The 24580-nt window shown below is 71.5% G+C and carries 17 protein-coding genes; 5 read left to right on the top strand and 12 right to left on the bottom strand.

Features of this window, described 5'->3' with window-relative positions; all coding sequences use genetic code 11:
- Window position 1: 1 nt before the first annotated feature.
- The 5 genes from VFQ84_RS06435 to mtnA form a co-directional block, all read right to left on the bottom strand.
- Window positions 2–4912 carry an alpha-2-macroglobulin gene (locus VFQ84_RS06435; protein ID WP_325130401.1) on the bottom strand — a complete coding sequence of 1637 codons (4911 nt, stop codon included), beginning with the start codon at window positions 4910–4912 and terminating at the stop codon, window positions 2–4.
- Between the two features lie 81 nt (window positions 4913–4993).
- Window positions 4994–5782: a hypothetical protein gene (locus tag VFQ84_RS06440; RefSeq protein ID WP_325130403.1), complete on the bottom strand. Its 789-nt coding sequence runs from the start codon at window positions 5780–5782 to the stop codon at window positions 4994–4996.
- Window positions 5779–7854: a PDZ domain-containing protein gene (locus VFQ84_RS06445; protein WP_325130404.1), complete on the bottom strand. Its 2076-nt coding sequence runs from the start codon at window positions 7852–7854 to the stop codon at window positions 5779–5781. The genes VFQ84_RS06440 and VFQ84_RS06445 overlap by 4 nt, the downstream gene beginning before the upstream one ends.
- A gap of 70 nt (window positions 7855–7924) precedes the next feature.
- Window positions 7925–10543 (bottom strand): DNA gyrase subunit A, encoded by a 2619-nt coding sequence (gene gyrA, locus VFQ84_RS06450; protein WP_325130406.1) that lies wholly within the window; start codon window positions 10541–10543, stop codon window positions 7925–7927.
- 136 nt (window positions 10544–10679) lie between these two features.
- Complete coding sequence (gene mtnA / locus VFQ84_RS06455; protein WP_325130408.1) at window positions 10680–11729, bottom strand: S-methyl-5-thioribose-1-phosphate isomerase; 1050 nt, start codon at window positions 11727–11729, stop codon at window positions 10680–10682.
- Window positions 11730–11791: 62 nt separating this feature from the next.
- Here mtnA and VFQ84_RS06460 point away from each other — a divergent pair, with 62 nt between their 5' ends.
- A complete protein-coding gene (locus VFQ84_RS06460) occupies window positions 11792–12544 on the top strand; it encodes a hypothetical protein (protein WP_325130411.1) in 753 nt (250 codons plus the stop codon).
- Window positions 12545–12553: 9 nt separating this feature from the next.
- Here VFQ84_RS06460 and VFQ84_RS06465 read toward each other — a convergent pair whose 3' ends face one another.
- From VFQ84_RS06465 to VFQ84_RS06495, 7 genes are all read right to left on the bottom strand, one after another.
- Window positions 12554–13099, bottom strand: coding sequence for a DUF3011 domain-containing protein (locus VFQ84_RS06465; RefSeq protein ID WP_325130413.1), 546 nt, complete (start codon window positions 13097–13099; stop codon window positions 12554–12556).
- A gap of 112 nt (window positions 13100–13211) precedes the next feature.
- On the bottom strand, window positions 13212–14180 hold the full coding sequence (epmA, locus tag VFQ84_RS06470; protein WP_325130415.1) for an EF-P lysine aminoacylase EpmA: 969 nt from the start codon (window positions 14178–14180) through the stop codon (window positions 13212–13214).
- A gap of 46 nt (window positions 14181–14226) precedes the next feature.
- Entirely contained in the window at window positions 14227–16353 is a 2127-nt protein-coding gene (ligA, locus tag VFQ84_RS06475; RefSeq protein ID WP_325130417.1) for an NAD-dependent DNA ligase LigA, read from the bottom strand.
- A 9-nt stretch (window positions 16354–16362) separates the two neighbouring features.
- Window positions 16363–17136: a cell division protein ZipA gene (gene zipA, locus VFQ84_RS06480; protein WP_325130419.1), complete on the bottom strand. Its 774-nt coding sequence runs from the start codon at window positions 17134–17136 to the stop codon at window positions 16363–16365.
- Window positions 17137–17210: 74 nt separating this feature from the next.
- Window positions 17211–20708 carry a chromosome segregation protein SMC gene (smc, locus tag VFQ84_RS06485; protein WP_325130422.1) on the bottom strand — a complete coding sequence of 1166 codons (3498 nt, stop codon included), beginning with the start codon at window positions 20706–20708 and terminating at the stop codon, window positions 17211–17213.
- Window positions 20709–20909: 201 nt separating this feature from the next.
- Complete coding sequence (locus tag VFQ84_RS06490) at window positions 20910–21185, bottom strand: BolA family protein (protein WP_325130433.1); 276 nt, start codon at window positions 21183–21185, stop codon at window positions 20910–20912.
- A gap of 2 nt (window positions 21186–21187) precedes the next feature.
- Window positions 21188–21487: a YciI family protein gene (locus VFQ84_RS06495; protein WP_325130425.1), complete on the bottom strand. Its 300-nt coding sequence runs from the start codon at window positions 21485–21487 to the stop codon at window positions 21188–21190.
- Between the two features lie 40 nt (window positions 21488–21527).
- On the opposite strand from VFQ84_RS06495, the gene VFQ84_RS06500 reads away from it, so the two are divergent.
- The 4 genes from VFQ84_RS06500 to VFQ84_RS06515 form a co-directional block, all read left to right on the top strand.
- Window positions 21528–22154, top strand: coding sequence for an L-threonylcarbamoyladenylate synthase (locus tag VFQ84_RS06500; RefSeq protein WP_325130427.1), 627 nt, complete (start codon window positions 21528–21530; stop codon window positions 22152–22154).
- A gap of 111 nt (window positions 22155–22265) precedes the next feature.
- Window positions 22266–23204: a ScpA family protein gene (locus tag VFQ84_RS06505; protein WP_325130429.1), complete on the top strand. Its 939-nt coding sequence runs from the start codon at window positions 22266–22268 to the stop codon at window positions 23202–23204.
- Entirely contained in the window at window positions 23191–24039 is an 849-nt protein-coding gene (gene scpB, locus VFQ84_RS13930) for an SMC-Scp complex subunit ScpB (RefSeq protein WP_414637007.1), read from the top strand. Before VFQ84_RS06505 ends, scpB begins: the two co-directional genes overlap by 14 nt.
- A partial coding sequence (locus VFQ84_RS06515; protein ID WP_325130431.1) for a pseudouridine synthase occupies window positions 24029–24580 on the top strand: 552 nt, incomplete at its 3' end. The genes scpB and VFQ84_RS06515, both read left to right, overlap by 11 nt.

Here is a 24580-nt window from a genome sequence, read left to right on the forward strand (position 1 = left end):
GCTACGGCTGGACGACGGTCACCGTCGCCGGACTGGCACGCCCGACCCCGCGCAGCTCGGGACGGTACATGTCTTCCACCTGCGGCGTCGGCACGACGTAGGTACCGGGCGTGACCGCACGCACCAGGTAGAACAACTGCGCCCGCTGCCCGGCATAGAGCTTGAGCGCCGCCACGTAGCGGTCGTCGCGGTACTCCTCGTGCAGGATCTCGGAGGCATTGCCGCGATCGGTGAGGGTGACGCCCTCGATGCTCACGTCAGCCCACTGCTCGGGCGGCGTGAGGTTGAGGTTCTCGATCTCGAGCCCGGCCGGCAGCAGGTCGACCAGGAGCGCATCGGGCATGGCTTCGCGCACTTCCACGCTCAAGGCAGCGACCAGTACCTGGCCCTCCTTCAGCGGCCCCGGCTTCCAGGCGGTGCCGTCCGGGTTGTACCAGCGGCGCTTGACCATGATGTCCGCGTCGTCCACCTCCGGGGCACTGCGCGGCACGCCAGCCACGTCGATGCTGGCGTAGAGCGGCCGGTCCGCCTCGGGTTCGAAGCGCACGCCGGCGGCAAGGTCGCCGAAGGCGAAGTCGCGGCTGAGCATCCGGTCGGCGTCGAGCGCGAGCGCCTCGCCGCCGACCCGGAGCTGGCCGGAGAAGGTGGCGTCGGCGTCCAGGGACAGGGCCTTGCCCAGCCGCGCCAGGGCGATCTGTTCCTGCGTGCTGAGCCAGTAATGGCTGGCGGACGCACGGGCCTGCAGGTCGCGCGAAAGGCGCAGCAGGCGCTGGTCCTGGTTGCCGCCGCTGCGCTTGTTCTCGCGCAGCAGGGCCAGCATCAGGCCCTGGTCGCGCAGGTCGGAACCGTAGTCGCCCAGCCAGCGCGGGCGCCTGTCCTGCTTGGCCAGGCCTTCGGCGATCGCCTTGTTGGCGCGCGCCTCGTCGCCCTGCAGGGACAGCGCCAGGCCCAGGTGCACCAGGGGCAGGCCGGTGAGCGACTTGCCGCGCTCGTTGTCGTAGAGCGCGCGCAGCGTGCCCAGCGGCGCGCGATTCACCTTCGCCAGCACGTAGCCTGCCTGGGCCTGGTAGGCGAAGCGCAGGTGGTCCGAATCGTCATAGGCGTAGAACGGCACGCCACCGGTCAGCAGGTCCTCGCTCAGGCGCTCGAGCGACTTCTGCAGCATCGCCTCGGGCACCGCGAACCCGGCGTCGCGTGCATTGAGCAGGAACTCGGCGATGTACGGCGTCAGGATGGCCGCCGAATCGCTGCCGCCCCACATCGAGAAGTGGCCGTTGCCCGCCTGCAGTGCCGCCAGCCGGCTGAAGGCACCCTCCATCCGCTTGCGCCGCGTTTCCTCGTCCAGGCCGGGGAAGCCCATGCGCCGGGCGCTGTCGGCGTCCAGCAGCAGCGCCGCGTAACCGCGGGTGGTGGTCTGCTCGACGCAGCCATAGGGATAGTCGAGCAGGTCCTGCAGCGCCCGCGCGAACGGGATGGGCGGCTGCGTGGTCACGGTCAGGCGTGCCGACACGGTGCCGGGCATCAGGCCCGCCGCCAGGTCCCCGCCAAGCGACAGCGTCGCGCCGGGCGCCAGCGTCTGGGCACGAGAGCGCGCCACGCCACCCCAGGCCGCGCGAACGGGCACGTCGAACTCGCGATTCACGGCGAAGCCGCCGCCCTCCACGCGCAGCTTCAAGGTGCCCACGCCAAAGCCCTCGGTGCCGGTCAGCACGTAGGTGAGCGTGGTCTTGGCATCGGCCTCGAGGGACACCTTGCGGCGCTCGCCCGCCACCGCGATCGGACCCGTGGTCTCGAGGCCCACGCTGAACTCGCCGGCCTTGCCGGTGAAGTTCTGCAGGTCGAGCGTGACGGTACTGCGGTCGCCCGGCGCCAGCGCACGGGGCGCGCTGACCTCGGCCAGGATCGGCGCACGCAGCACGCTTTCGCTGTGCCCCTGGCCGTAGACCTCGTCGCTGTAGACCAGGGCCGACACGCGCAGGGTGCCGTTGAAGTCCGGCACCATCAGCTCCAGCGAGGCCTGTCCGTTGGCATCCAGCTTCACGGGCCCGGAGAACAGGTCCACGGTCTGCACGCGCGCGGTCGGCCGGCGCGCCTGGGGCAGCGCCAGCAGCGCCATGTCGCCGCCGAAGCGCAGGGTGGCCGCCTCGCCGTCGAAGCTTTCGATCACGCGGCCGTAGATGTCGTAGGCATCGACGCCCAGGCGCCGCTGGGCGAAGAAGTGCGCCGCGGCATCCGGCACCGGGAAGCGGGTGATGTTGAGGATGCCCACGTCCACGGCCGACACCGTGGCCCAGGCCACCTCGCCCGCCAGCGCGGGCGCCCGCAGGGTCACCGGCAGCGGCTGCTCCGGACGCGTTTGTGCCGGCACGTCCACCGTCACCGCCACCGTGCGCGACGTGCGGTCCATCGGCACGTGCACCACGCCGACGGCGCGCGCGGGCGTCACCTTCTCCAGCGCCGAACCGCCGCGCAGCACCAGTGCGGTGATGTAGACATCGTGCCGCTCCCAGTCCTCGGTGACCTCGAGCTCGTAGGTCTCGCCGGGCTTGGCCAGCAGAGGCTGCACGTGCAGGAGTTTGTCCGACTCGACCACCAGGATGCCCTGGCCGGGCTGGGGCGGCGTGACCGTGATGCGCAGCGTGTCGCCGGCACGGTAGCCGGTCTTGTCCAGCGCCAGCTTCACCTTGTCCGGGCGCGCATCCAGGCCGCGGTTCTCGTTGTTCCAGCTCCAGCCCGCCACGAAGGGCAGGCGCGTCAGCAGCCCGGTGTCCGGGTCCAGCACCTCGAGGCGGTATTCGCCCCACTCCACCGGGAAGTCCACCCGGGTGTCGCCGTCGGCGCGCGTCGCGACCTCGCGCGTCTCCACGGTTTCATGGCGCGCACTGTAGTCGTAGCCCCAGCCGCCGCCCTCGTCCTGACGCCAGTGGTAGTCACGCCACTCCCGCACCAGGCTCACCTTGAGCGCCGCCGCCGACAGGCGCTTGCCGGCCTCGTCGGCCCGCATCAGTTCGAAGCCAGCGACGCCGTTGGCGGGGGCGCCTTCCTTCATGTCGAACAGCGGCCGCACGCCAACCAGCGCCGGCGCGGGCCAGAGCGTGCGCTTGAGGCTTCGGGTGACGGTGCGGCCGCCGCTTTCATAGACGCTGCCGCTGACCACGACGGCCACCGGCGCGGCGGGCGAAGCGGCCTCCTCGGGCAGGGGCAAGGCCACGCTGAGCTTGCCCTGGGCGTCGAGCGCCTGGTCGAGCGCATCCTTCGCGTCCCCGGGCAGGGTGAGGGTGGGGTCGCCGAAATAGTGGTCGGGGAAGGCCTCCAGCGGATGCGGGTCCGGGCTCACCGACAGGCGCGCCGTGAAGCGGTTGCCCGCGGCGGGGGCCCCGTAGAGGTAGGCGGCCTCGACGACCAGCGGGAACGGCTCGCCGGGCGCCAGGGTGGGCTTCTCGCTTTCCAGCGCGAGCTTCATGCGCTCGGGCAGGAACTCCTCGATGCGCAGCGACATGCCCTGCACCACTTCGGCGGCACCCGGCGCGGTCCGGAACTCCACCTGCCAGCGGCCGGTCGGCACGTCCGCGGGCAGCGTGTGCGTCCAGCGATAGAGGCCGCCCTCGCCCACCGCCAGCTGCGTTTCAAGCAATACCTTGCCGTCGGGCTGCCTCAGGCTCAGGAACAAGGGCTGCGCCTTCACCGCACGGCCGTCGTGGTCGCGCATCAGCGCCGACAGCCTCAGCGTCTCGCCCGGACGGTAGAGGTCGCGGCCAGACCAGGCGAACACGTCGAACCAGGCCTGCTTGCGTCCCGCCACGGAGAACTCGGACAGATCCAGCGCCGGCTGGTTGAACGGCATCAGGGAAACGTCGGTGCCGCTGCGCGCCACCAGGACGTGGCTGGCGTCGAGCTTGTAGGCCATCAGCGCGTTGCCGCTGCCGTCGGTCCCGGCCTTGGCCACCACTTCGCCCTTCCGGTCGAGCACGCTCAGGGCGATGCTGCCGGCCGGCTCGCCGGACTTGAGCGAGGCGGCGTGCACCAGCACCGAATCGCCGTAGGCGCGCAGGTGCAGGCCGATGTCGGACACGAAGAAGGTCGCGGTCTCGTAGTCCTCGTCGTAGGCGCCGACCTTGCGCATCAACGCGAAGTACAGGCCCGGCTCCTGCAGTTCGGGGATGTTCTGCACCGGCAGGTAGGTCAGGCGCCGTTCGTTGGCCTCGCCGCCCAGCACGAAGCGATTGAGGTAGACGGAATCCGCCACGCGCGTGATCGCCACGCGGTCCTGCCACTCGCTGTCGCCCAGCTCCCAGCCGCCGCGGCGGCCGCCGCGCTGGTAGCCGACGAAGAAATTGGCCACTTCGCTGTCGCGCACGCGCAGGAACTCGACGTCGACCTCGGGCACGTTCACCGACACCACCGGCAAGCCGCGGGTATCGCGCGCCGGCAGGACGCTGCCCTGCGAGGCGAAGCCGACCGCGGGCGCCACCGGCCCGGCGTTGACCTGGCGCCGCTCCTCGCGACCCAGCGCGGTGCCGTCGGCGGCCAGCAGGCCGGCGCGCAGCAGCACGGCGTACTCCTTGCTGGCCTCGACGTAGGGGAAGCGCAGGCGGGTCGCCTCGCGATCGAGCACCCAGCTGCCCTTGACGACCGCGCCATCGGGATCGGTGACCACCAGCAGCGCATCGAAATCCTGGGCCGCGGCCAGCGGCTGCGAGAACGCCAGCTCGATCGCCAGCTGGCCCTGGTGCTCGCCGCGCCCGGCGCCCAGCAGGCCGAAGCCTTCGACGACCGGCCGCGCATCCACCGCCTCGCCCCCCTGCAATTCGGGCACTTTGTTGTCGTCGCCGCCGCAGCCGGCGATCGCGAGCAGGATGGCGACGAGGATCGGCAGCGCGATCGCGCGGCGGAAGGCAGACAGCAAGGTCATGGGCCAGCTCCCGGGAGTGGCCGCCAGTATAGGTCGGGGACCGCGGCGCGACCGCGCCACGGATTCACCCGCCCGAAGCGGTCATCGTCCGGCGACCGGGAGCTTGGCGGCCTGGGCGGTGGCGGCTGCGACCTTGTCGATCGGCGTCATGCGCAGCGCCAGGTCGGCGAAGTCCAGGCCCAGGCCGGTGCCGCGCTGGCGCGTCACCGCGCCCAGGTCGATGTCGACGTAGCCCATCGGCCGGCCGTCGTGCGAGAACGCCAGGCCCGGCACGCCGTCGACCAGCAGGCGGAAGGTCGGGTTGCGGGTTTCGCCCAGCACCAGGCCGGGACGGAAGACCGGCACCGCGCCCCACTCGTCCGAGGTGCGCAGCAGCGAGAAGAACACCATCCCCGGCTCCGGCCCGACACCCTGGCCCAGGTCGACGAAACCCAGCCGGCGCGGGGGATCGCGCAGCCGCAGCCAGGCCAGGCCCAGTTCGCCGTCGCGGGTGACCAGGTCGGCGGGCAGCCAGTCCTCGCTGTCGGCCAGGCGCACGCGGAAGTCGCTGGAGGTGGCCACCGGTGCGGCCTGCCCCGGCGTCGCGTTGCCGAGCTGTCCCAGGTCGACGCTGACCGCGCGTTCGGGCACCAGCAGCAGGCCGTCGGCGCTGACCACGATCGCCTGGGTACGGTCCTCAACGCGCTGCTCGTTGCCCGAGGTGGTGAGCGACATCACGAACTTCACCGTCACCACCGCGTCGGCGTGGCGCGCGACCAGGTCGCGGTAGATGGCGCGGTAGTCGTCGAACGCCGCCTCGGGCACGGCTGCCGGCGCGGTGCCGGCGAAGGCCAGCAAGCAGGCGGCGAGGATCGGGCGGAACAGGGTCATGGCGTCTCCGTGAGCCAGTAGCGTTCGAGATAGAGGATGCGGGTTTCACCGCCGCGGATCACCTGCAGCGGGATCACGCTGCCGTTACCTTTCGCCAGCGCCGCGTCGAGCGCCGCGGCCAGCGCCGGCGGATCGCGCACCGCCTGGCCGGCCAGGCTGATGATGATGTCGCCGCCCTGCAGGTGGGCCAGGCCGGCCGGTCCGCCGGGCTCGACGCCGTCGACCACCACGCCCTGCTGCGAGGCCGGCATGCGGCGCGCGGCGCGATCGTAGAAACCCAGCTCGCGCAGCTGCGCGCGCAGCTGGCCCAGGGCCAGCGTGCGCAGGCCGGAGGTGTTGACCGGCGATTCGCCCAGGGTGACGTCGAAGCTGCGCGGCGCGCCGTCGCGCTGGGCCTGGAAGCGCGCCGCGCTGCCGATCGGCAGGTCGCGCACGCGCTGGTGGTAGCCGTCGGCGGATTCCTCGTTGGCGGCGCGCAGCGGCGTGTCGTTGATGGCGGTGAGCAGGTCGCCGACGCGCGCGCCGGCGGCCGCCAGCGGACTGCCCGGGTAGACACGGATGATGCGGTAGCCCGAGGCGCCCAGGCCCAGGTCGCGGGCCAGCGATGCGGTGATCGGCTGCACCTCGACGCCGGACCAGGCCTTGGCCAGCTGCGGCAGCGGCGTGCGCAGGCGGTCGCCGTGGATCGGCACCAGCACGGCCAGCCGCTGTTCGGCCTCGCGCTGGAAGGCCACCACGCGCGGCCGCTCCGGCGACTGCGGAGCGCCGGCGACCGCCTCGAGTTCGGCCACGCTCTGCACCGGCCGGCCGTCGACGCTGCGGATCACGTCGCCTGCGGCCAGCCCGGGCCGGGCGATCGCCGCGGGGCCGCCGGGGCGCACGCCGGTGACCAGCAGGCCCCGGGTGTCGTCGAGGTTGCGCAGCCGGCCCATCGCCGGCGTCAGCGGCCTCACCGAGACGCCAAACGGCGCGAACGCGGCTTCGTCGCCGGCGTCGGCGGGCTGGGCCTCGGCCACCAGGCGCAGCGCGCTGCGGCGCCCGTCGCGCTCGATGCCCAGGCGCACCGGGCTGCCGACCGGCAGCTCGGCGATGCGGCGCTGCAGGGCCGGCACGTCGACCGGCTGCGGGGCATCCACCGGCTCGCCCTGCAGGGTCAGGATGCGATCACCGGCGCGCAGGCCGGCCTTCTCGGCCACCGAGCCGCGCTCGACGGCGTTCACCAGCACGCCCGAGGCCAGCCCGGTGCCCTTGAGCGAGCGCAGGCGGAAGCCCAGCTGGGTGCGGGCGATGCGGCCATCGGCCACCAGCGCCCGCACCACGTCGCGGGCGTCGGGACCGGGGATGGCGAAGGCCAGGTCGCCGCCGAAGATCATGCCGCGGGTGTTCACGCCGACGATGCGGCCGGACAGGTCCACCAGCGGACCGCCGGAGTTGCCGGGCGCGATCGCGGCGTCGTGCTGGATCCAGGCGTAGTAGCGGCCGGTGGGCTCGCCCTCGCCCAGCCGGTCCTCGTAGTCGGCCTCGTCGTCGAACAGCGACACCAGCAGGCGCCGCGGGTTGTTGACGACGCCGGCGCTCATCGAGTTAGACAGGCCCCAGGGTGCGCCCATCGCCAGCACCGTGTCGCCGGGCTGCAGGTCCAGGGTGTCGGCGAATTCGGCGTAGGCGAAGGTCTCGGGCTGCTTGGGCTGGGCCTGCAGCACGGCCAGGTCGGACAGCGTGTCGGTGCCGACCAGGCGCGCCGGCAGCTCGCGGCCGTCGGCGAACACCACCCGGAAACTCTTGCCGTTCTGGGTGACGTGGGCGTTGGTGGCGATGTGGCCTTCCGGCGTCACCACGGTACCGCTGCCGCTCGAGACGCTGAGCACGGGCTCGCCCTGCTGGTGGTCCTCGCGTACGGTCAGGATGCTCACCACCACCGGCAGCACCCGGTCGCGGGCGGCGCCGATGCGGTCGGCGTCGCTGGCGCGGATGCGCGCGGCGTCCGGCGCCGGTCCCTGGGCGGCCAAGGGCGGCGTGGCGGCCAGCCAGAGCGCGGCCAGCCAGGCCGCGGCGCATGGATACGAACGCATTCGACTCTCCCGTGGAATCCCGTCCCTTAGGTTACAGGCCGCGCGGCAAGTTCCGCGCGGCCTGCCGGGATCAAGCCTCGGGCTGCGGCTGCGACGGCTCCGTGACGGGGGCGGCGGCGCCGTCGGCCTCCGCTTCGTCGTCGACCTCGAGCACGTCCACGCGCTCGACCGCGATCAGCTTCTCGTCCTCGGCCACCCGCATCAGGGTGACGCCCTGGGTGTTGCGGCCGACCTGGCTGACCTCGGCGGCGCGGGTGCGCACCAGGGTGCCCTGGTCGGAGATCAGCAGGATCTCGTGCTGTTCGGTCAGCTGGATGGCGCCGACCAGCTCGCCGTTGCGGTCGCTGGTCTGCATGGCGATGACGCCCTGGGTGCCGCGGCCCTTGCGAGGGAACTCGGACACGGCGGTGCGCTTGCCAAAGCCATTTTCGCTGGCGGTCAGGATGTCGCCGTCGCCGTCCACCACGATCATGGAGACGACCTTGGCACCCTGCCCTTCCTCGTCCTCCTTCAGGCGCATGCCGCGCACGCCGGTGGCGGTGCGGCCCATCGGGCGCACCTCGGACTCGTCGAAGCGCACGGCCTTGCCGTTGCTGGCGAACAGCATCACGTTGCGCTCGCCGTTGGTCAGCTGCACGTCGACCAGGCCGTCGCCCTCGTCGAGGTTGATGGCCCAGATACCGGTCGAGCGCGGACGCGAGTAGTCGCTCAGCGGGGTCTTCTTGACCGTGCCGTCGCGGGTGGCGAAGAAGACGTAGTGCTCGGCATCGAACTCACGCACCGGCAGCACCGCCTGCACCTTCTCGCCTTCCTGCAGCGGGATCCAGTTGATGATCGGGCGGCCGCGCGAGTTCGGGCCGGCGTCGGGCAGCTGGTAGACCTTGAGCCAGAACACGCGGCCGGTGCTGGTGAAGGTGAGCAGCGTGTCGTGCGTGTTCACCACCCACAGGCGGTCGATGAAGTCTTCTTCCTTCACCGCGGTGGCCGAGCGGCCCTTGCCGCCGCGCTTCTGGGCGCGGTAGGTGGTCAGCGGCTGGCGCTTGGCATAGCCGGAGTGCGACAGCGTCACCACCACGTCCTCGGACTCGATCAGGTCCAGGATGTCGAGGTCTTCCTCGCCCGGGCGGATCTCGGTGCGGCGGGCGTCGGCGTATTCCTCGCGCAGGTTGCGCAGCTCGGTGCGGATGACCTCGAGCAGCACGTCCGGGTTTTCCAGGATCTCGATCAGGCCGCGGATGACCTCGAGCAGCTGCTTGTACTCGTCGGTGAGCTTTTCCTGCTCCAGGCCGGTGAGGCGGTGCAGGCGCATCTCAAGGATCTGCTGGGCCTGCGTCTCGGTCAGCTGGTAGCCACCGGTGACCAGGCCGACGCCGGCCGGCAGGTCCTCCGGGCGCGAGGCCTCGGCGCCGGCCGCGGCCAGCAGCGCGCCGACCAGGCCGGGCTGCCAGGTGCGGGCCAGCATGCGTTCCTTGGCCACCACCGGGTTCTCGGAGGTCTTGATCAGCTCGATCATCTCGTCGATGTTGGCGAGCGCGACCGTCAGGCCCTCGAGGATGTGGGCGCGGGCGCGGGCCTTGCGCAGGTCGAAGATGGTGCGGCGGGTCACCACCTCGCGGCGGTGGCGGATGAAGGCCTCGAGCATCTGCTTGAGGTTGAGGATCTGCGGGCGGCCGTCGACCAGGGCCACCATGTTGATGCCGAACACCGACTCCATCGGCGTCTGCAGATAGAGGTTGTTGAGCACGACCTCGGCCGAGTCGCCGCGCTTGACCTCGATGAAGATGCGCATGCCGTCCTTGTCGGACTCGTCGCGCAGCTCGCTGATGCCCTCTAGCTTCTTTTCCTTCACCAGCTCGGCAATCTTCTCGATCAGCCGGGCCTTGTTCACCTGGTAGGGCAGCTCGGTGACGATGATGGCTTCGCGGCCGGTGTCCTCGTTGACCTCGACCTCGGCCTTGGCGCGCATGCGCACCCGGCCGCGGCCGGTGTGGTAGGCGGCGTGGATGCCGGCCGAGCCGTTGATGATGCCGGCGGTCGGGAAGTCGGGGCCCGGCACGTACTGCATCAGGTCGCCGATGCTGGTTTCCGGGTCGTCGATCAGGGCGATGGTGGCGTCGATGACCTCGCCCAGGTTGTGCGGCGGGATGTTGGTGGCCATGCCGACCGCGATGCCGGCCGAGCCGTTCACCAGCAGGTTCGGGAAGCGCGACGGCATCACCGTCGGCTCCTGTTCCTTCTCGTCGTAGTTGGGCTGGAAGTCGACGGTGTCCTTGTCGATGTCGGCCATCAGCTCGTGCGCCAGGCGCGACATGCGCGCCTCGGTGTATCGCATGGCGGCGGCGGAGTCGCCGTCGACCGAGCCGAAGTTGCCCTGGCCGTCGACCAGCAGGTAGCGCAGCGAGAACGGCTGCGCCATGCGCACCAGGGTGTCGTACACCGACTGGTCGCCGTGCGGATGGTACTTACCGATCACGTCACCGACGATTCGCGCCGACTTGTAGTAGGGCTTGTTGCTGTGCGCGCCCAGCTCGTTCATGGCGAACAGGACGCGGCGGTGCACGGGCTTGAGGCCGTCGCGGACATCCGGGAGGGCGCGGCCGACGATGACGCTCATGGCGTAATCGAGGTAGCTCTTGCGCATCTCGTCTTCGAGGTTGACCGGGATGATTTCCTTCGCGAGATCTGCCATTCGTGCTTCCGTATTCGACGTTCGGGCGGGTGCCGCGGCCAGGGCCGCGTGCAGGGGCTTTCAGGGACGTGAAATCATAACAGAAACGGCCCCGCGAAGGGGCCGTTTTGAAGCCGGAAAACAAGCACTTAGGCGATCATTCCGACCCGAAAAGCGCCGCCATCCCGGCCCGGTCCGGGGCCATCACCACGCCGCGCTCGGTGACGATGGCATCGATGAGCCCGGCGGGGGTGACATCGAACACCGGATTCCACGCCGCCACGCCCTCGGCGACCGTGCGCGTGCCGGCCACGGACAGCAGTTCGGCGGGGTCGCGCATCTCGATCTCGATGTCGTCGCCCTGCGCCGTGGCCATGTCCACGGTCGAGGACGGGGCCACCACCATCACCTTCGCGCCGTGGTGGCGGGCGGCGATGGCGTGCGAATAGGTGCCGATCTTGTTGGCGGTGTCGCCGTTGGCGCAGATGCGGTCGGCGCCGACGATCACCCACTGCACCGCGCCGGTCTTCATCAGGTGCGCGGCGGCCCCGTCGGCGATCAGCGTGGCCGGGATGCCGTCCTGCAGCAGCTCCCAGACGGTCAGGCGGGCGCCCTGCAGCCAGGGCCGGGTCTCGCTGGCGTAGACCTTGCCGATGCGGCCCTCGGCGACGCCGGCGCGGATCACGCCCAGCGCGGTGCCGAAGCCGGCGGTGGCCAGCGACCCGGTGTTGCAGTGGGTCAGCACGCCGCTGCCCGGCGCTATCAGCGCCGCGCCCAGGGCGCCCATGCGGCGGTTGGCGGCCAGGTCCTCGGTTTCGATGGCGCGGGCCTCGGCGGCCAGCACGTCGCGCCAGTCGGCGCCGGCACCGGCCAGCACGCGGCGCAGCCGGGCCAGGGCCCACATCAGGTTGACCGCGGTCGGGCGCGCGGCCTGCAGGCGGTCCAGGGCGGGCGCGAGCGCCACGAGCGCGCCGGCGCCGTCGGCGGCCTGCACCTCGCGGGCCGCCAGCACGGCGCCCCAGGCGGCGGCGATGCCGATCGCGGGCGCGCCGCGGACCACCAGGTCGTGGATCGCGCGGCCGACGGCGTCGCTGTCCAGGCAAGCGACGTGTTCGACCACGAAGGGCAGCCGGCGCTGGTCGAGCAGCGACAGGTGGTCGCCTTCCCAGCGAATGGGCCGGATGCGGTCGTAGCGTTCGAAGTCCATGCGCGGGTCCTTGCCGTGGGGCCGTGAGTTTACCAACACGGCCGCCGCGCTATGCTCGGCCCATGAGCACCCGCCCTGCCCGACCCCGCACCCGCAAGCCGCCGCCGCTGGACGCCGGCATCGAGCCGATGCTGCACGCCGCCTGCGTACGCGCCGGCGCCGGCGCCGCACTGCAGGTGGGCCTCGATCGCCTGCCCTTGCTCAAGCCCTTCCTGCCCGCCGGGATCCGCCGCGCCGGCAGCACCGAATCGGCCGAGGACATCCAGCGCAAGCTGGTCGAATCGATCTACCGGCGCTACAAGCTCAAGCCCGCCGGCTGGGAGGTCGAAGGCGTGCTGGCCGTGGCCCAGACCCAGGCCGTGCTGAGTCCGCTCGCCACCCGCGAGGGCCTGCGCTCGCTGCTGCGCGGCTGGCTGCCGGCCGCCGTCAGCGCCCCGCTGATGCGCTACACGCCGCTGGAGCCGCTGGTCACCGCGACCGTCCGCGCCGTGGCCTCGACCTGGGCCGCCGGCCGCTACGCCGACAGCGTCTGCCGGCTGCGCAAGGCCGGCGCCGACTGGCTGCCGGCCCCGCTGGCGGGCGCGCTGAACCTGGCACCGTCGACGCTCAAGGCCTGGAGCGCGGAGGCACTGGCGCTGGCGATGCCGCCGCTGAAATTGGCCAGCGCCCTTGGCCGCCAGCTCAGCAGCGCGGTGTCGCCGGCTGCCCGCAAGCCCGCGCCGCGCGCCGCCGCGGCGCGCAAGCCGGCCACGAAAAAGCCGGCGCCCGCCAAGCAGGCACCGGCCGGAAGTCGCGTCCGCAAGCGGACGCCCTGAGCCGCTGGCTCAGTAGACGATGAAGTCGGCGCGGCAGCCGCGGTCGACCCAGATGCCGCGGCGGTTGAAGCCCCAGCCCTCGCGGTAGGTGCAGTCGGCCTTGCTCAGGCGACGGTGGATGTCGACCGACTCGATGCGGCCACCCGGCACCGCGCAGTAGGTCTCGCGGTTGCGCACCGATTCGCAGCGGACGATGCGCGGGCCCGGATCGGGGCGACCGTAGCCGGGACGGCCGGGGCCCGCGGCATAGCCGGTGCCCACTTCGAACTGCGCGCGGCAGCCGTTGGTCACCCAGATGCCGCGGCGGTCATAGCCCCAGCTGCGGCCTTCGATGCAGGGCCCGCGCGAGTCGGAGACCTGGCGCACCAGGCGCACGCCGCCGCGGGTGTCGACCGGGCAGAAGCGTTCGCGGTAGCGGTCGGAATTGCAGCTCACGATCACCGGCGCACGGCCCCGGTCGTAACCGTTGCGGGCGTCATGGCGGTCCGAGGCCTGCGCAAGCAGCGGCAGGGCCGCGGTGGCGAAGGCAACCAGGGCGAATACGATGCGGTTCATGGCGAAGCTCCGTGTCCACGGCCGACCTGGCCGCTCGCCCCGCAATCTAGGGGTCGGCGCATGAATCGATCGCCAACCCGCGGCCCGGCGGCGGTCGACGCTCACCCGCGATTCATGCCCGCTCGAACGGGAACGCCACCACGTCGGCGATCTTGTCGGTGCCCATCAGCGCCATCATCAGGCGGTCGACGCCCAGCGCCACGCCGGCGCAGGCCGGCAGCTTGGGAAGGCCGGCGAGCAGACGCTCGTCGATCGCCGGGCTGCCGGCGTTGCGGGCGCGGCGGCGCGCCACGTCCGCCTCGAAGCGTCCGCGCTGCTCGTCGGCATCGTTGAGCTCGTGGTAGCCGTTGGCGACCTCCAGCGGACCCAGGAAGGCCTCGAAGCGCTCCGCCACCGGCGGATCGCCCGGCCGCAGCCGGGCCAGCGCGCACTGGCTGGCGGGATAGTCGTAGACCAGCAGGATGCGGCTGGCGGGGATGCTGGGCTGGATCAGGTGGGTCATCAGCAGGTCCAGCCAGTCGTCGCGGGTCAGGCCCGCGGGGTCGATGCCGAACACCAGCAGCGGCGAGCGCAGCGCCTCCTCCGGCGCGGTCATCGGATCGAAGCCGAACTTGTCGAGGTAGAGCTGGCGGAAGCTGGTGTCGCGCACGGTGGCGCGGCGTCCGGCGAGCGCCATCGCCGACTTGAGCAGCTCGGCGGTCTCGTCCATCAGCCGGTGGTGGTCCCAGCCGACGCGGTACCACTCGAGCATCGTGAATTCGGGGTTGTGGCGCTTGCCCGCCTCGCCGTTGCGGAACACGCGACCCAGCTCGTAGCAGTCACCGACGCCGGCGGCGAGCAGGCGCTTGAGCGGGAACTCGGGCGAGGTCCGCAGCCAGCGCGTCCCGGCGCCGGCCGCCTTCGGGCCGTCGAAGTCCAGGGCGAAGCTTTCGATGTTCGGGTCGGTGTTGCCGGCCGAGGACATCACCGGCGTCTCGACCTCGAGCACGCCGCGCGTGGCGAAGAACTCGCGGATGTGCGCGTAGAGCTCGGCGCGCAGGCGCAGGGCCTTGAGGTTGGCGGTGGGCTTCCAGTCCTTCATGCCACTACTTTACGCCCGGGCGGCGACGCCCGGACGCACCCGGGGCTCACGCGACCGGGTTGGCGTTCAGGAATTCCAGCAGCCGGGCCTCGTCCCAGACCTCGATGCCCAGCTCGCGGGCCTTGTCGAGCTTGGAACCCGCGGCTTCGCCGGCGACCACGAAACTGGTCTTCTTCGACACGCTGCCGGCGACCTTGGCGCCCAGGGCCTGCAGGCGGTCGCCGGCGGCGTCGCGGCCCATGGCCGACAGCGCGCCGGTCAGCACCACGGTCTGGCCGGCCAGCGGGCCTTCGGCCGAGCGCTGCGGCGGGCCTTCGGGCCAGCGCACGCCGGCGGCGCGCAGGGCCTGCACCACCTCGCGGTTGTGCGCTTCGGCGAAGAACCCGGCGATGCGGGCGGCGACCACCGGGCCCACGTCGGGAATTTCGACCAGGGTCGCTTCGTCGGCCGCGAGGATCGGATCGAGCGCGCCGAAGTAGCGCGCCAGGGTGCGGGCGGTCGACTCGCCGACATCGCGGATGCCGAGCGCGAACAGCAGGCGTTCGAGCGTGGTGTCCTTGCTGGCGGTGATCGCGGCGACCAGGTTCCCGGCCCACTTGCTGGCGACCTTGCCGGCCTTGACCGTCTCGGGCACGGTGCCGTCGCGCTCGTCGGCGCGCTGCTTCATTTCCAGGAAGCGCTCGACCGTCATCGCGTAGAGGTCGGCGACCGTGGCGACGTAGCCGAAATCCACCAGCGCCTCGATGAAGCGCTCGCCCAGCCCCTCGATGTCCATCGCCCGGCGCGAGGCGAAATGCACCAGCGCCTGCTTGCGCTGCGCCGGGCAGAACAGCCCGCCGGTGCAGACGATGGCCGCGCCCTCGGCGTATTCGATGCCGCCGGCCTTGGTCTGCTTGAGCACCTTGCGCACGGCTTCGGTGTGCGAACCGCAGGCGGGACAAACGGTCGGGAACACGTAGGGCGGATGCAGGGGCTGGCCCTGCCCGTCCAGCGGGCGCTTCTCGGGCAGCACGCGCACCACTTCCGGGATCACGTCGCCGGCGCGGCGCACGATCACGGTGTCGCCGGCGCGGACGTCCAGGCGCGCGATCTGGTCGGCGTTGTGCAGGGTGGCGTTGGTGACCACCACGCCCGCGACCTGCACCGGCGCCAGCCGCGCCACCGGCGTCAGCGCACCGGTGCGGCCGACCTGCACCTCGATCGCCTCGACCGTGGTCAGCTGCTCCTGGGCCGGGAACTTGTGCGCGATGGCCCAGCGCGGCGCGCGCGAGACGAAGCCCATCGCCGCCTGCTGGCCATGGTCGTCGAGCTTGTAGACGACGCCGTCGATGTCGTAGGGCAGCGCGTCGCGGCGTGCGCCAATCGCGGCGTAGTAGGCGAGCAGCCCCGGCGTGCCGTGCGCCACCGCCACCTCGGGCGACACCGGGAAACCGAAGCGGCGCAGCGCCTGCAGCACCTGCGAATGCTTCTGGGGCATGGCCCAGCCTTCGGTGACGCCGAGGCCGTAGGCGTAGAAGGCCAGCGGCCGCGACGCCGCGATCCGCGGGTCGAGCTGGCGCAGCGAGCCCGCGGCGCCGTTGCGCGGATTGGCCAGCACCTTGCCGCCGGTCTCGCGCATGCGGGCGTTGTAGGCCTCGAAGCCGGCGCGCGGCATGTAGACCTCGCCGCGGACCTCGAGCACCGCCGGCGCGTCGCCGCGCAGCTTCAGCGGGATGGCCCTGACCGTGCGCAGGTTGGCGGTGACGTCCTCGCCGGTGGCGCCGTCGCCGCGGGTGGCGCCGCGCACGAACACGCCGTGCTCGTAGCGCAGGCTGATCGCCAGGCCGTCGAGCTTGGGTTCGACCGAGAACGCCGGCGCGGGATCGCCCAGCTCGCGGACGATGCGCTGCACGAACTCCTCGACCTCGGCGTCGGTGAAGGCGTTGTTGAGCGACAGCATCGGCTGCGCGTGCGTGACCTGTTCGAAGCCGTCCAGCGGCAGGCCGCCGACCCGCTGGGTGGGGGAATCCGGCGTGCGCAGGTCGGGATGTTCGCGTTCGAGGGCCTCGAGCTCGCGCACCAGCGCGTCGTAATCGGCGTCCGGGATCGCCGGGTCGTCGAGCACGTGGTAGCGGTGGTTGGCGTCTTCGATCTGCGCGCGCAGGTGGGCGGCGCGGTCAGCGGGCGTGGTCATCGCCGGGCCTCAGCGGGTGGTCCGAAGATCCCACTTCTGCTGCTTGCGATCGTAGTTGCGCAGGTCCTCGCGGATGTGCGCGATGCGCTGGCGGCCGAGTGCATTGCGCTCTTCGTCCAGCAGCACGCCGTCGAGCAGTTCGGCCATGCGCTGGGCGGTGGGCAGCATCGCGTCCCAGGCGTCGAGCGCCGACAGCGGGCCCGGCAGCGCCATGAAGAAGCTGATGCCCGGCGTGCGCAGTTCCTGGATGTTGGCCATGTCGAACGAGCCCGGCTTGACCAGGTTGGCGACCGAGAAGATCGGGCCCTGCTCCGGGTGGTTGTCGACCAGCCGGTGGAAGATGTTCATGTGGCCATAGACCAGGCCGGCCTTCTCGGCGGCGACGACCAGGTCGGGGCCATGCAGCGCCTGGCCGGCGCGGGCGGCCAGGAAGACGCTGACGACCTTGTCGAAGTTCTCGTCCGGACGGGCGCCGGGCAGCGGCGCGGGGGCCGGGCGGCGGTCGGGCACGTCTTCGCCGGCGAGGGTCTTTTCCAGCAGGTCGAGCTCGGACTGCTCGATCGCGGCGGCCTCGTCGCCGGTGCCGGCGTCGGCCTCGAGCAGCTCACGCAGCGTGGGCTCCTGGCGCGACCCGCCGGCCGCCTCGGGGCGGCTGGCGGCGTGGCGCTTGCCCTGCTGGCCGGGCGCCTTGCGGCTGGTGAACAGGATGACCGCGAACAGCACCAGCGCGGCGACACCGATGGCGATGCGCAGCAGCGTGGTATCGCTGAGTCCGTCGAGCATGGTGCCTCTCCCTGTCTGGCGTCGGGCCGGATCCGCGGCCCGCGGTGGAATGATGCCCTAAACCGGGTGCGCGGTCAGGCCGCGCCGACCAGGCGGGTGGCCTCGGCCAGGTCCACCGAGACCAGGCGGCTGCAGCCCGGTTCGCGCATGGTGACGCCCGAAAGCTGCTTGGCCGCCTCCATCGTCGCCTTGTTGTGGGTGACGAACAGGAACTGCACCTTCTCGCTCATCTCGGTGACCATGGACGAGAAGCGGCCGACGTTGGCCTCGTCCAGCGGCGCGTCCACCTCGTCGAGCAGGCAGAACGGGGCCGGGTTGAGGCGGAAGATCGCGAACACCAGGGCCACCGCGGTCAGCGCCTTCTCGCCGCCCGAGAGCAGCGAGATGTTGGACACGCGCTTGCCCGGCGGGCGCGCCATGATCGAGACGCCGGTGTCGAGCAGGTCTTCGCCGGTGAGCTCGAGGTAGGCGTGGCCACCGCCGAACAGGCGCGGATAGAGCTCCTGCACGCCGGCGTTGACGCGGTCGAAGGTTTCCTTGAAGCGGCCGCGGGTTTCCTTGTCGATCTTGCGGATCGCGCCTTCCAGGGTCTCGAGCGCCGACGACAGGTCGTTGTTCTGGGCGTCGAGGTAGGTCTTGCGCTCGCTCTGCTCGCCGTATTCCTGGATCGCCGCCAGGTTGACCGGCTCGAGCCGGCGCATCTTGGCGTCGATATCGGCCAGCGACTTCTGCCAGCCGTCGAAGTCGGCCTGCACCGGCAGCGCCTGCAGCACCTCGTCCAGCACCAGGCCGGCGCCGACGATGGCCTCGGACAGCTGGCCGGCGCGCAGCGCCAGGGCCTGTTCCTGCATGCGCTTGGAAGCGATCGACTCGCGCTGGGCCAGCGACTGCTGGTCGCGCTGCTGGCGGGTCTGTTCGTAGCCGCGCATCTCGGCCTCGATGCCGTCGAGGGTGGAGCGGGCGGCGGCCAGGTCCTTCTCGACGATCACGCGCTGGTCGAGCGCGGCCTGGCGCTCGGCCTGCAGCGCCACCACCGGCGCGTCGCCGTCGGCGAGCTGGGCGACGAGTTCGTTCAGGCGCACTTCGAGCTGGGCCTTCTGGCTGCCCATGCGCGCCAGCGACTGGCTGAGCGCGATCACGCGGGCGCGCTGCGACTCCAGCGACAGCGCCAGCTGGTGGGCGGCGTCGCGGGCCTCGCGGGCGCTGTTGCGGGCGGCGTCGCGCTGTTCGCCGAAGCTGCGGCGCTCGGCGTCCAGGCGCTGGCGCTCGGCCTCGAGGTCGCCCATCTTCGCCACCGCCTGCTCCAGGCGGGCGCGCGCCTCGCGGGCGTTGGCCTGCGACTCGTCGAGCGTGGTGGCCAGGGTCGCCAGTTCGGCGTCGATGCGGGTGACGCGGGCCTGGGCGGACTCCAGGCGGCTCTTCTGGCCCTGCAGCTGGCCGGCGAGCTCGGACACGCTGCGGTGCGCGAGGTACAGCGCGCGCTGGGCGTCCTCGCGGTGCTGCTCGGCCTCGAGCAGGCGATCGCGCATCGCCGTCAGGCCTTCGTTGAGCTGCTGTTCCTTCTTGCCCAGCGCTTCGATCTCGGCGCGCAGCGACTGGATCTCGCGCTCGCGGGCCAGCGCGCCCTGCTGGGCCTCGCCGCTTCGCAGCACGCGCAGCCAGCCGGCACCGAGCCATTCGCCGCCGCGGGTGATCACGGCCTCGCCCTGCCCCGGGCTGAGCGCGCGCGCCTCGGCGGCGGTTTCCACCGCGTGGATGGACGCCAGCAGGCGGCGCACCGCGGCCGGGCCCTGCACCTTGGCGGCCAGCGAACCGGCGGGCACCGGCACGGCCTCGGTGGCGCCGCTGACCAGGGCGACGCGGCCCTGGCCGAGGCTGGCCAGCGCGTCGAGCCAGTCGTTCGGCGCGTCGACGGTGACGGCCTCGAGCAGGCTGCCGAGCACGGTCTCGACCGCGGTTTCCCAGCCGGCCTCGACCGACAGCGTCTCGCCCAGGCGGACGTTGCCGTCGATGCCCTGGGCCTTGAGCCAGTCCAGCGCGACGTTCTTCTCCTGGCCCAACGCGGCGTGCTGCAGCGCCTCGAGCGAGGACAGGCGGCCGCGGGCGGCCTGGCCCTGCTTGCGCACGTCGGCCAGCTCGGACTGCTGCTGGCGCTGCTGCTCCTGCAGCGCGGCCAGCGCCGACTTGCGCTGCTCCAGCGTCTCGCCGAGGCCGTCCAGGCCGGCCTTCTGCTGGTCGTGGTCGCTGACCAGGCGCGACAGCGCCTCGGTCACGGCGCTGGTGTCCAGGCCGCTGCGCTCGCCGGCCAGGGCCTCGCGCCGGCGGCCGGCGTCCATCGCCTGCTTCTCGAGGTATTCGATCTTGGTGCGCTCGACCTCGGCCCAGCGCGCGGCCTCGGCCTGGGCCTTGGCGTAGGTGTCCCAGCGCTGCTGCCAGTCCTGCAGCGCGGCCTCGGCGGCGCGCAGCGCCTCCTGGCGGCCGGTGTCCTCGGCGCGCAGGGCTTCCAGGCGCGGCTCGGAGGCGGCGATGGCGTTGTGTAGTTCGCCGAGCTGGCGTTCGTCGCCGCTGATGTGTTCACCGACCTGGGCGAAGGCCGCGTCGGCCTCGGCGCGGGCGGTCTCCAGGCGCTGGCGCAGTTCGCGCTGGTGCTGGATCTGCTGTTCGATGCGGGCCAGTTCGCCGCCGACGCGGTAGACCTCGGCCTGGGCCTTGCCCAGGGCCTCGCTGGCTTCGCCGTGCTGGCTGCGGCAGGCCTCGATCTGGGCCTCGGCCTGGCGCTGGTCGGCCATCAGCGACTGCAGCTTGATCTCGTCCTGGGTCAGGGTTTCGTGCAGCGCCTTGAGCTCGGCGTCGTAGCGGCGGAACTCGAGCGCCTTGAGCTGCGCGTCCTTGTTCAGGCGCTCGGCCTGCAGGGCCTGGTACTGCTCGGCGGCGCGGGCCTGGCGCTTGAGGTGCTCGAGCTGCTTGTCCACTTCCTCGCGCAGGTCGTTGAGGCGGTCGAGGTTCTCGCGCGTGCTCTTGATGCGCGACTCGGTTTCCTTGCGGCGCTCCTTGTACTTGGAGATGCCGGCGGCTTCCTCCAGGTACACGCGCAGGTCCTCGGGCTTGGCCTCGATGATCTGGCTGATCATGCCCTGCTCGATGATCGAGTAGCTGCGCGCGCCCAGGCCGGTGCCCAGGAACAGGTCGGTGATGTCGCGGCGGCGGCAGCGGGCGCCGTTGAGGTAGTAGTTGCTCTGGCCGTCGCGGCTGACCGAGCGCTTGACCGAGATTTCCGCGTAGCGCGCGTACTCGCCGCCGATGCTGCCCTCGGAATTGTCGAAGATCAGTTCGACCTGGGCCTGGCTGACCGGCTTGCGGGTGGACGAGCCGGAGAAGATGACGTCGGTGAGCGAATCACCGCGCAGTCGGCTGGCCGAACTTTCGCCCATCACCCAGCGCACCGCGTCGATGATGTTGGACTTGCCGCAACCGTTGGGACCGACCACGCCGGTCATGTTGGTCGGCAGGTGCAGCACCGTGGGGTCGACGAAGGATTTGAAGCCGGAGAGCTTGATCGTGGAAAGGCGCATTCGTGGGGGTTCTCAAGCAGCCGGCCGATGTTGACCGGCCACGGGACGCGCGAAGCGCCCCGCCGCAGGGTCGATGGGAGGCTCGCGGGCGGGTCCGCGGCTCGGCCAAGTCGTTGATTCCACTGGCAGAGCGCAGTCCCCGGCACGCGGCCGAGGGGCAGTATAACAGCGGCTTCACCCCCGCCTGCAGCCCGGCCGGGCTCAGGCTTCGGACGGGGTCCGGGCCTGGATCGACAGGGCGTGGATGTCGGTTTCCATCAGGCCGCCCAGGGCCGCGTAGACCCGGCGGTGCCGGGCCAGCGGCGCCAGCCCGGCGAAGGCCTCGCTGACCACGGTGACCGCGAAATGGCCGCGGCCGTCCCGGGCACCGGCGTGGCCGGCGTGCTTGTGGCTCTCGTCCACGACCTCCAGCGCCACCGGGGCCAGCGCGGCCTCGAGCGCGGCGCGGATGGCGGCCGGGCGCTGTTCGCGCGGCAGGCTCACGGCAGCACCGGGCGGAACGGGCTGACGTCGACCCGCGCGTACACGCCGCCGGCCAGGTAGGGATCGTCGGCGGCCCAGGCCTTCGCCTCGGCCAGCGAGCCGAATTCGGCCACGATCACGCTGCCGGTGAAGCCCGCCGGACCCGGGTCCTCGGCGTCGATGGCGGGCAGCGGGCCGGCCAGTTTCAGGCGGCCCTCGTCACGCAGCGCCTCGAGCCGCGCGAGGTGGGCGGGACGGTGGGCCTTGCGGCCTTCCAGCGAGTTCGGCAGGTCGATGCCGTGGATGAGGTACCACATGGGGCTGTGCCAATCCGTCAGGGGACTGCATGATAGCGGCATGGCAGAGCGTCTCCACGTCCACCCCGTCAATCCCCAGTCCCGCCTGATCGACAAGGCGGCGGCCGTGCTCAAGGCCGGTGGCCTGGCCCTGGTTCCCACCGATGCCGGCTATTCCATGGTCTGGGGCCTGGACGCCAAGGACGCCGAGGAACGGGTCCAGCGCCTGCGTGAACTGGACAGCAAGCACCCTTTCACCTTACTCTGTCGCCAATTGAGTGAGGCCGGCCGCCTGGCCCGGCTCGACGATCCGGCCTTCCGGCTGATGCGATCGCTGACCCCCGGACCCTGCACCTTCATCCTTCCGGCCTCCGCGGACCTGCCCAAGCGCATCAAGAACAGCGGCCGAAGCAAGCGCCGCGACATCGGCATACGCCTCCCCGACCACGTGGTCACCCGGGCGCTGCTGGAAGCCATGGGCGAACCGCTGCTGTCGACCAGCCTGTTGCTGCCGGACGAAACCGACCCGGCCAGCCACGAGGCGGAAGTAGTGGCCGAGCGCTGGCTGCGCTGGGCCGACGTGATGCTGGACGCCGAGGACTGCGAGCCCGGTCCCACCAGCGTGGTGGACTGCACCGGGGACGCCCCCGAGGTGGTCCGCCAGGGGTTCCATCCCGTGTCACTGTGAAGCGACCTGGCGTGGCCATGACGTCGCGAACCTGCAGTACCGAAGCATCGATCCACCCCGGCCCGCGCGGGCCAGCTCCAGGCGAGCCCACCCCCATTGCATGAGCACTTGATGAGCGATCCCACCGCGATCCCAGCGGAGCAACCGGCATTCCCGGTCCCCCCGCAGCAGCAGGAAATGCCGCTGGCGGTGTTCAAGGGCCAGCCCGTGCTGCAGATGCCGCAGGACCTGTACATCCCGCCGGACGCCCTGGAAGTGATCCTGGAGGCGTTCGAGGGGCCGCTGGACCTGCTGCTCTACCTGATCCGCCGCCAGAACCTGGACATCCTGGACATCCCCGTCGCCGAGATCACCCGGCAGTACGTGGACTACATCGGCGTGATGGAGGACATGCGCTTCGAGCTGGCCGCCGAGTACCTGGTCATGGCCGCCATCCTGGCCGAGATCAAGTCGCGCATGCTGCTGCCCCGACCGCCGTCCGAGGAGGGCCTGGAGGCCGATCCGCGCGCCGAGCTGGTGCGCCGCCTGCAGGAATACGAGCGCTTCAAGAAGGCCGCCGAGGACATCGACACCCTGCCCCGCCAGGACCGCGACACCGTGGTCGTGCACGCCCACGTGCCCGAGCGCGCCGTGGCCAAGGTGCCGCCGCCGGTGGACCTGCGCGAGATGCTGCTGGCGCTGCGCGACGTGCTCAAGCGCGCCGACCTGTTCACCCACCACGCGATCCGGCGCGAGGCGCTCAGCGTCCGCCAGCGCATGGGCGAGGTCCTGGGCCGGCTGGCGGACGGCCAGTTCCACGCCTTCGAAAGCCTGTTCAACGCCGAGGAAGGCCGGCTGGGCGTGGTGGTGACCTTCCTGTCCATCCTCGAGCTGGCCAAGGAACAGCTGCTCGAGATCGTCCAGGAAGCCCCGCCCGCGCACGCCGACCTGCAGTCGCCGCGCCCGCTGCTGGCGCCGATCTACATCAAGTCGCTGGCCGCCGGCGACGGCGGCGAAGCCACCGAACTCCCCACCCCGACCTCGGACGGCGTCGACGATGACTACGCCTGAAGACCGCGACCACGAGACCATGGACCCGACCCTGATCCGACGCATCGTCGAAGCCGCCCTGCTGGCCGCCCCGCAACCGCTGACCCTGGCCCAGCTGGCCGGGCTCTTCCCCGATGACGAGCAGCCCGCCAAGGGCAGCCTCGAGCTCGCCCTGGAGGAACTGCGCGAGGCCTGCGCCGACCGCGGCGTCGAGCTGGTCGAGGTGGCCTCGGGCTTCCGCTTCCAGGTCAAGGCCGACGTCCACGCCTGGGTCGCGCGCCTGTGGACCGAGCGCCAGACCAAGTACACCCGCGCCACGCTGGAAACGCTGGCGCTGATCGCCTACCGCCAGCCGATCACCCGCGGCGAGATCGAGCAGATCCGCGGCGTCACCGTGAACAGCAGCATCATCAAGGCGCTGGAAGAGCGCGAGTGGATCCGCGTGGTCGGCCATCGCGACGTGCCCGGCAAGCCCGAGCTGCTGGCCACCACCAAGACCTTCCTCGATTACTTCGGATTGAAGCGACTGGATGAACTGCCGCCGCTGTCGGAGCTGAAGGAGATCGGCGAGCTGGAACCACAGCTGCCATTCGCTCCGGCCATTCCGGCCGGGATGTCCGCCGGCGCGGAAGAAGCAGCGCCGGAGACCCCGTCCATCGGTGCAAGCCCGGACGGAATGCTCTCCGACCCCATATCCCAGGAACCCGAGGTACCGGCGCAGTCGGATACAGAAGTCGACTCCGCTTCCGCAGACCCCGCTTTCGCAAGCGAAGACGCGAGCGAACCCCAACCCAACGAAGAACCCCATGGAGACGAGGCGGACGCCGCATCGTCGGAGCAGAAAGATGAGCAATAAGGAAACAACCCGCCGCCCGCTGAGCCTGAAGCGCGCCGCCACCGAAACCGCCGCCGCCCCGCAGATCAGCGAACGCCTGCACAAGGTGCTGGCGCAGGCCGGCCTCGGCTCGCGCCGCGCGCTGGAAGCCCGCATCGCCGACGGTCTGGTCAAGGTCAACGGCGAGGTCGCGCAGACCGGCATGAGCATCACCGGCGGCGACAAGATCGAGATCGACGGCCGCACCTTCGTGGCCAGCGCGCTGACCGACCCCTCGCGCGTGCTGATGTACAACAAGCCCGAGGGCGAGGTCACCACGCGCGAGGACCCCGAAGGCCGCCCGACCATCTTCGACGCCCTGCCCTCGCTGAAGGGCGCGCGCTGGATCGCGGTGGGCCGCCTGGACATCAACACCACCGGCCTGCTGCTGACCACCGATGGCGACCTCGCCAACGCGCTGATGCACCCCAAGACCGGCATCGAGCGCGAATACCTGTGCCGCGTGCACGGCGAAGTGCCCGAGGAAGTCCTCGAACAGCTCAAGGCCGGTGTCGAACTGGAA

It is taken from the genome of Arenimonas sp., assembly GCF_035721105.1.
GTDB lineage: Bacteria > Pseudomonadota > Gammaproteobacteria > Xanthomonadales > Xanthomonadaceae > Arenimonas.

What these genes read in the sequence shown, in the direction of transcription:
- mtnA (WP_325130408.1), bottom strand. Translation starts at nt 11,729, where the DNA reads ATGGACTTCGAACGCTACGACCGCATCCGGCCCATTCGCTGGGAAGGC.
- VFQ84_RS06445 (WP_325130404.1), bottom strand. Translation starts at nt 7,854, where the DNA reads ATGCGTTCGTATCCATGCGCCGCGGCCTGGCTGGCCGCGCTCTGGCTG.
- VFQ84_RS06435 (WP_325130401.1), bottom strand. Translation starts at nt 4,912, where the DNA reads ATGACCTTGCTGTCTGCCTTCCGCCGCGCGATCGCGCTGCCGATCCTC.
- epmA (WP_325130415.1), bottom strand. Translation starts at nt 14,180, where the DNA reads ATGAAGGACTGGAAGCCCACCGCCAACCTCAAGGCCCTGCGCCTGCGC.
- gyrA (WP_325130406.1), bottom strand. Translation starts at nt 10,543, where the DNA reads ATGGCAGATCTCGCGAAGGAAATCATCCCGGTCAACCTCGAAGACGAG.
- smc (WP_325130422.1), bottom strand. Translation starts at nt 20,708, where the DNA reads ATGCGCCTTTCCACGATCAAGCTCTCCGGCTTCAAATCCTTCGTCGAC.
- VFQ84_RS06500 (WP_325130427.1), top strand. Translation starts at nt 21,528, where the DNA reads ATGGCAGAGCGTCTCCACGTCCACCCCGTCAATCCCCAGTCCCGCCTG.
- ligA (WP_325130417.1), bottom strand. Translation starts at nt 16,353, where the DNA reads ATGACCACGCCCGCTGACCGCGCCGCCCACCTGCGCGCGCAGATCGAA.
- VFQ84_RS06465 (WP_325130413.1), bottom strand. Translation starts at nt 13,099, where the DNA reads ATGAACCGCATCGTATTCGCCCTGGTTGCCTTCGCCACCGCGGCCCTG.
- VFQ84_RS06440 (WP_325130403.1), bottom strand. Translation starts at nt 5,782, where the DNA reads ATGACCCTGTTCCGCCCGATCCTCGCCGCCTGCTTGCTGGCCTTCGCC.
- VFQ84_RS06460 (WP_325130411.1), top strand. Translation starts at nt 11,792, where the DNA reads ATGAGCACCCGCCCTGCCCGACCCCGCACCCGCAAGCCGCCGCCGCTG.
- zipA (WP_325130419.1), bottom strand. Translation starts at nt 17,136, where the DNA reads ATGCTCGACGGACTCAGCGATACCACGCTGCTGCGCATCGCCATCGGT.
- VFQ84_RS06495 (WP_325130425.1), bottom strand. Translation starts at nt 21,487, where the DNA reads ATGTGGTACCTCATCCACGGCATCGACCTGCCGAACTCGCTGGAAGGC.
- VFQ84_RS06505 (WP_325130429.1), top strand. Translation starts at nt 22,266, where the DNA reads ATGAGCGATCCCACCGCGATCCCAGCGGAGCAACCGGCATTCCCGGTC.
- scpB (WP_414637007.1), top strand. Translation starts at nt 23,191, where the DNA reads ATGACTACGCCTGAAGACCGCGACCACGAGACCATGGACCCGACCCTG.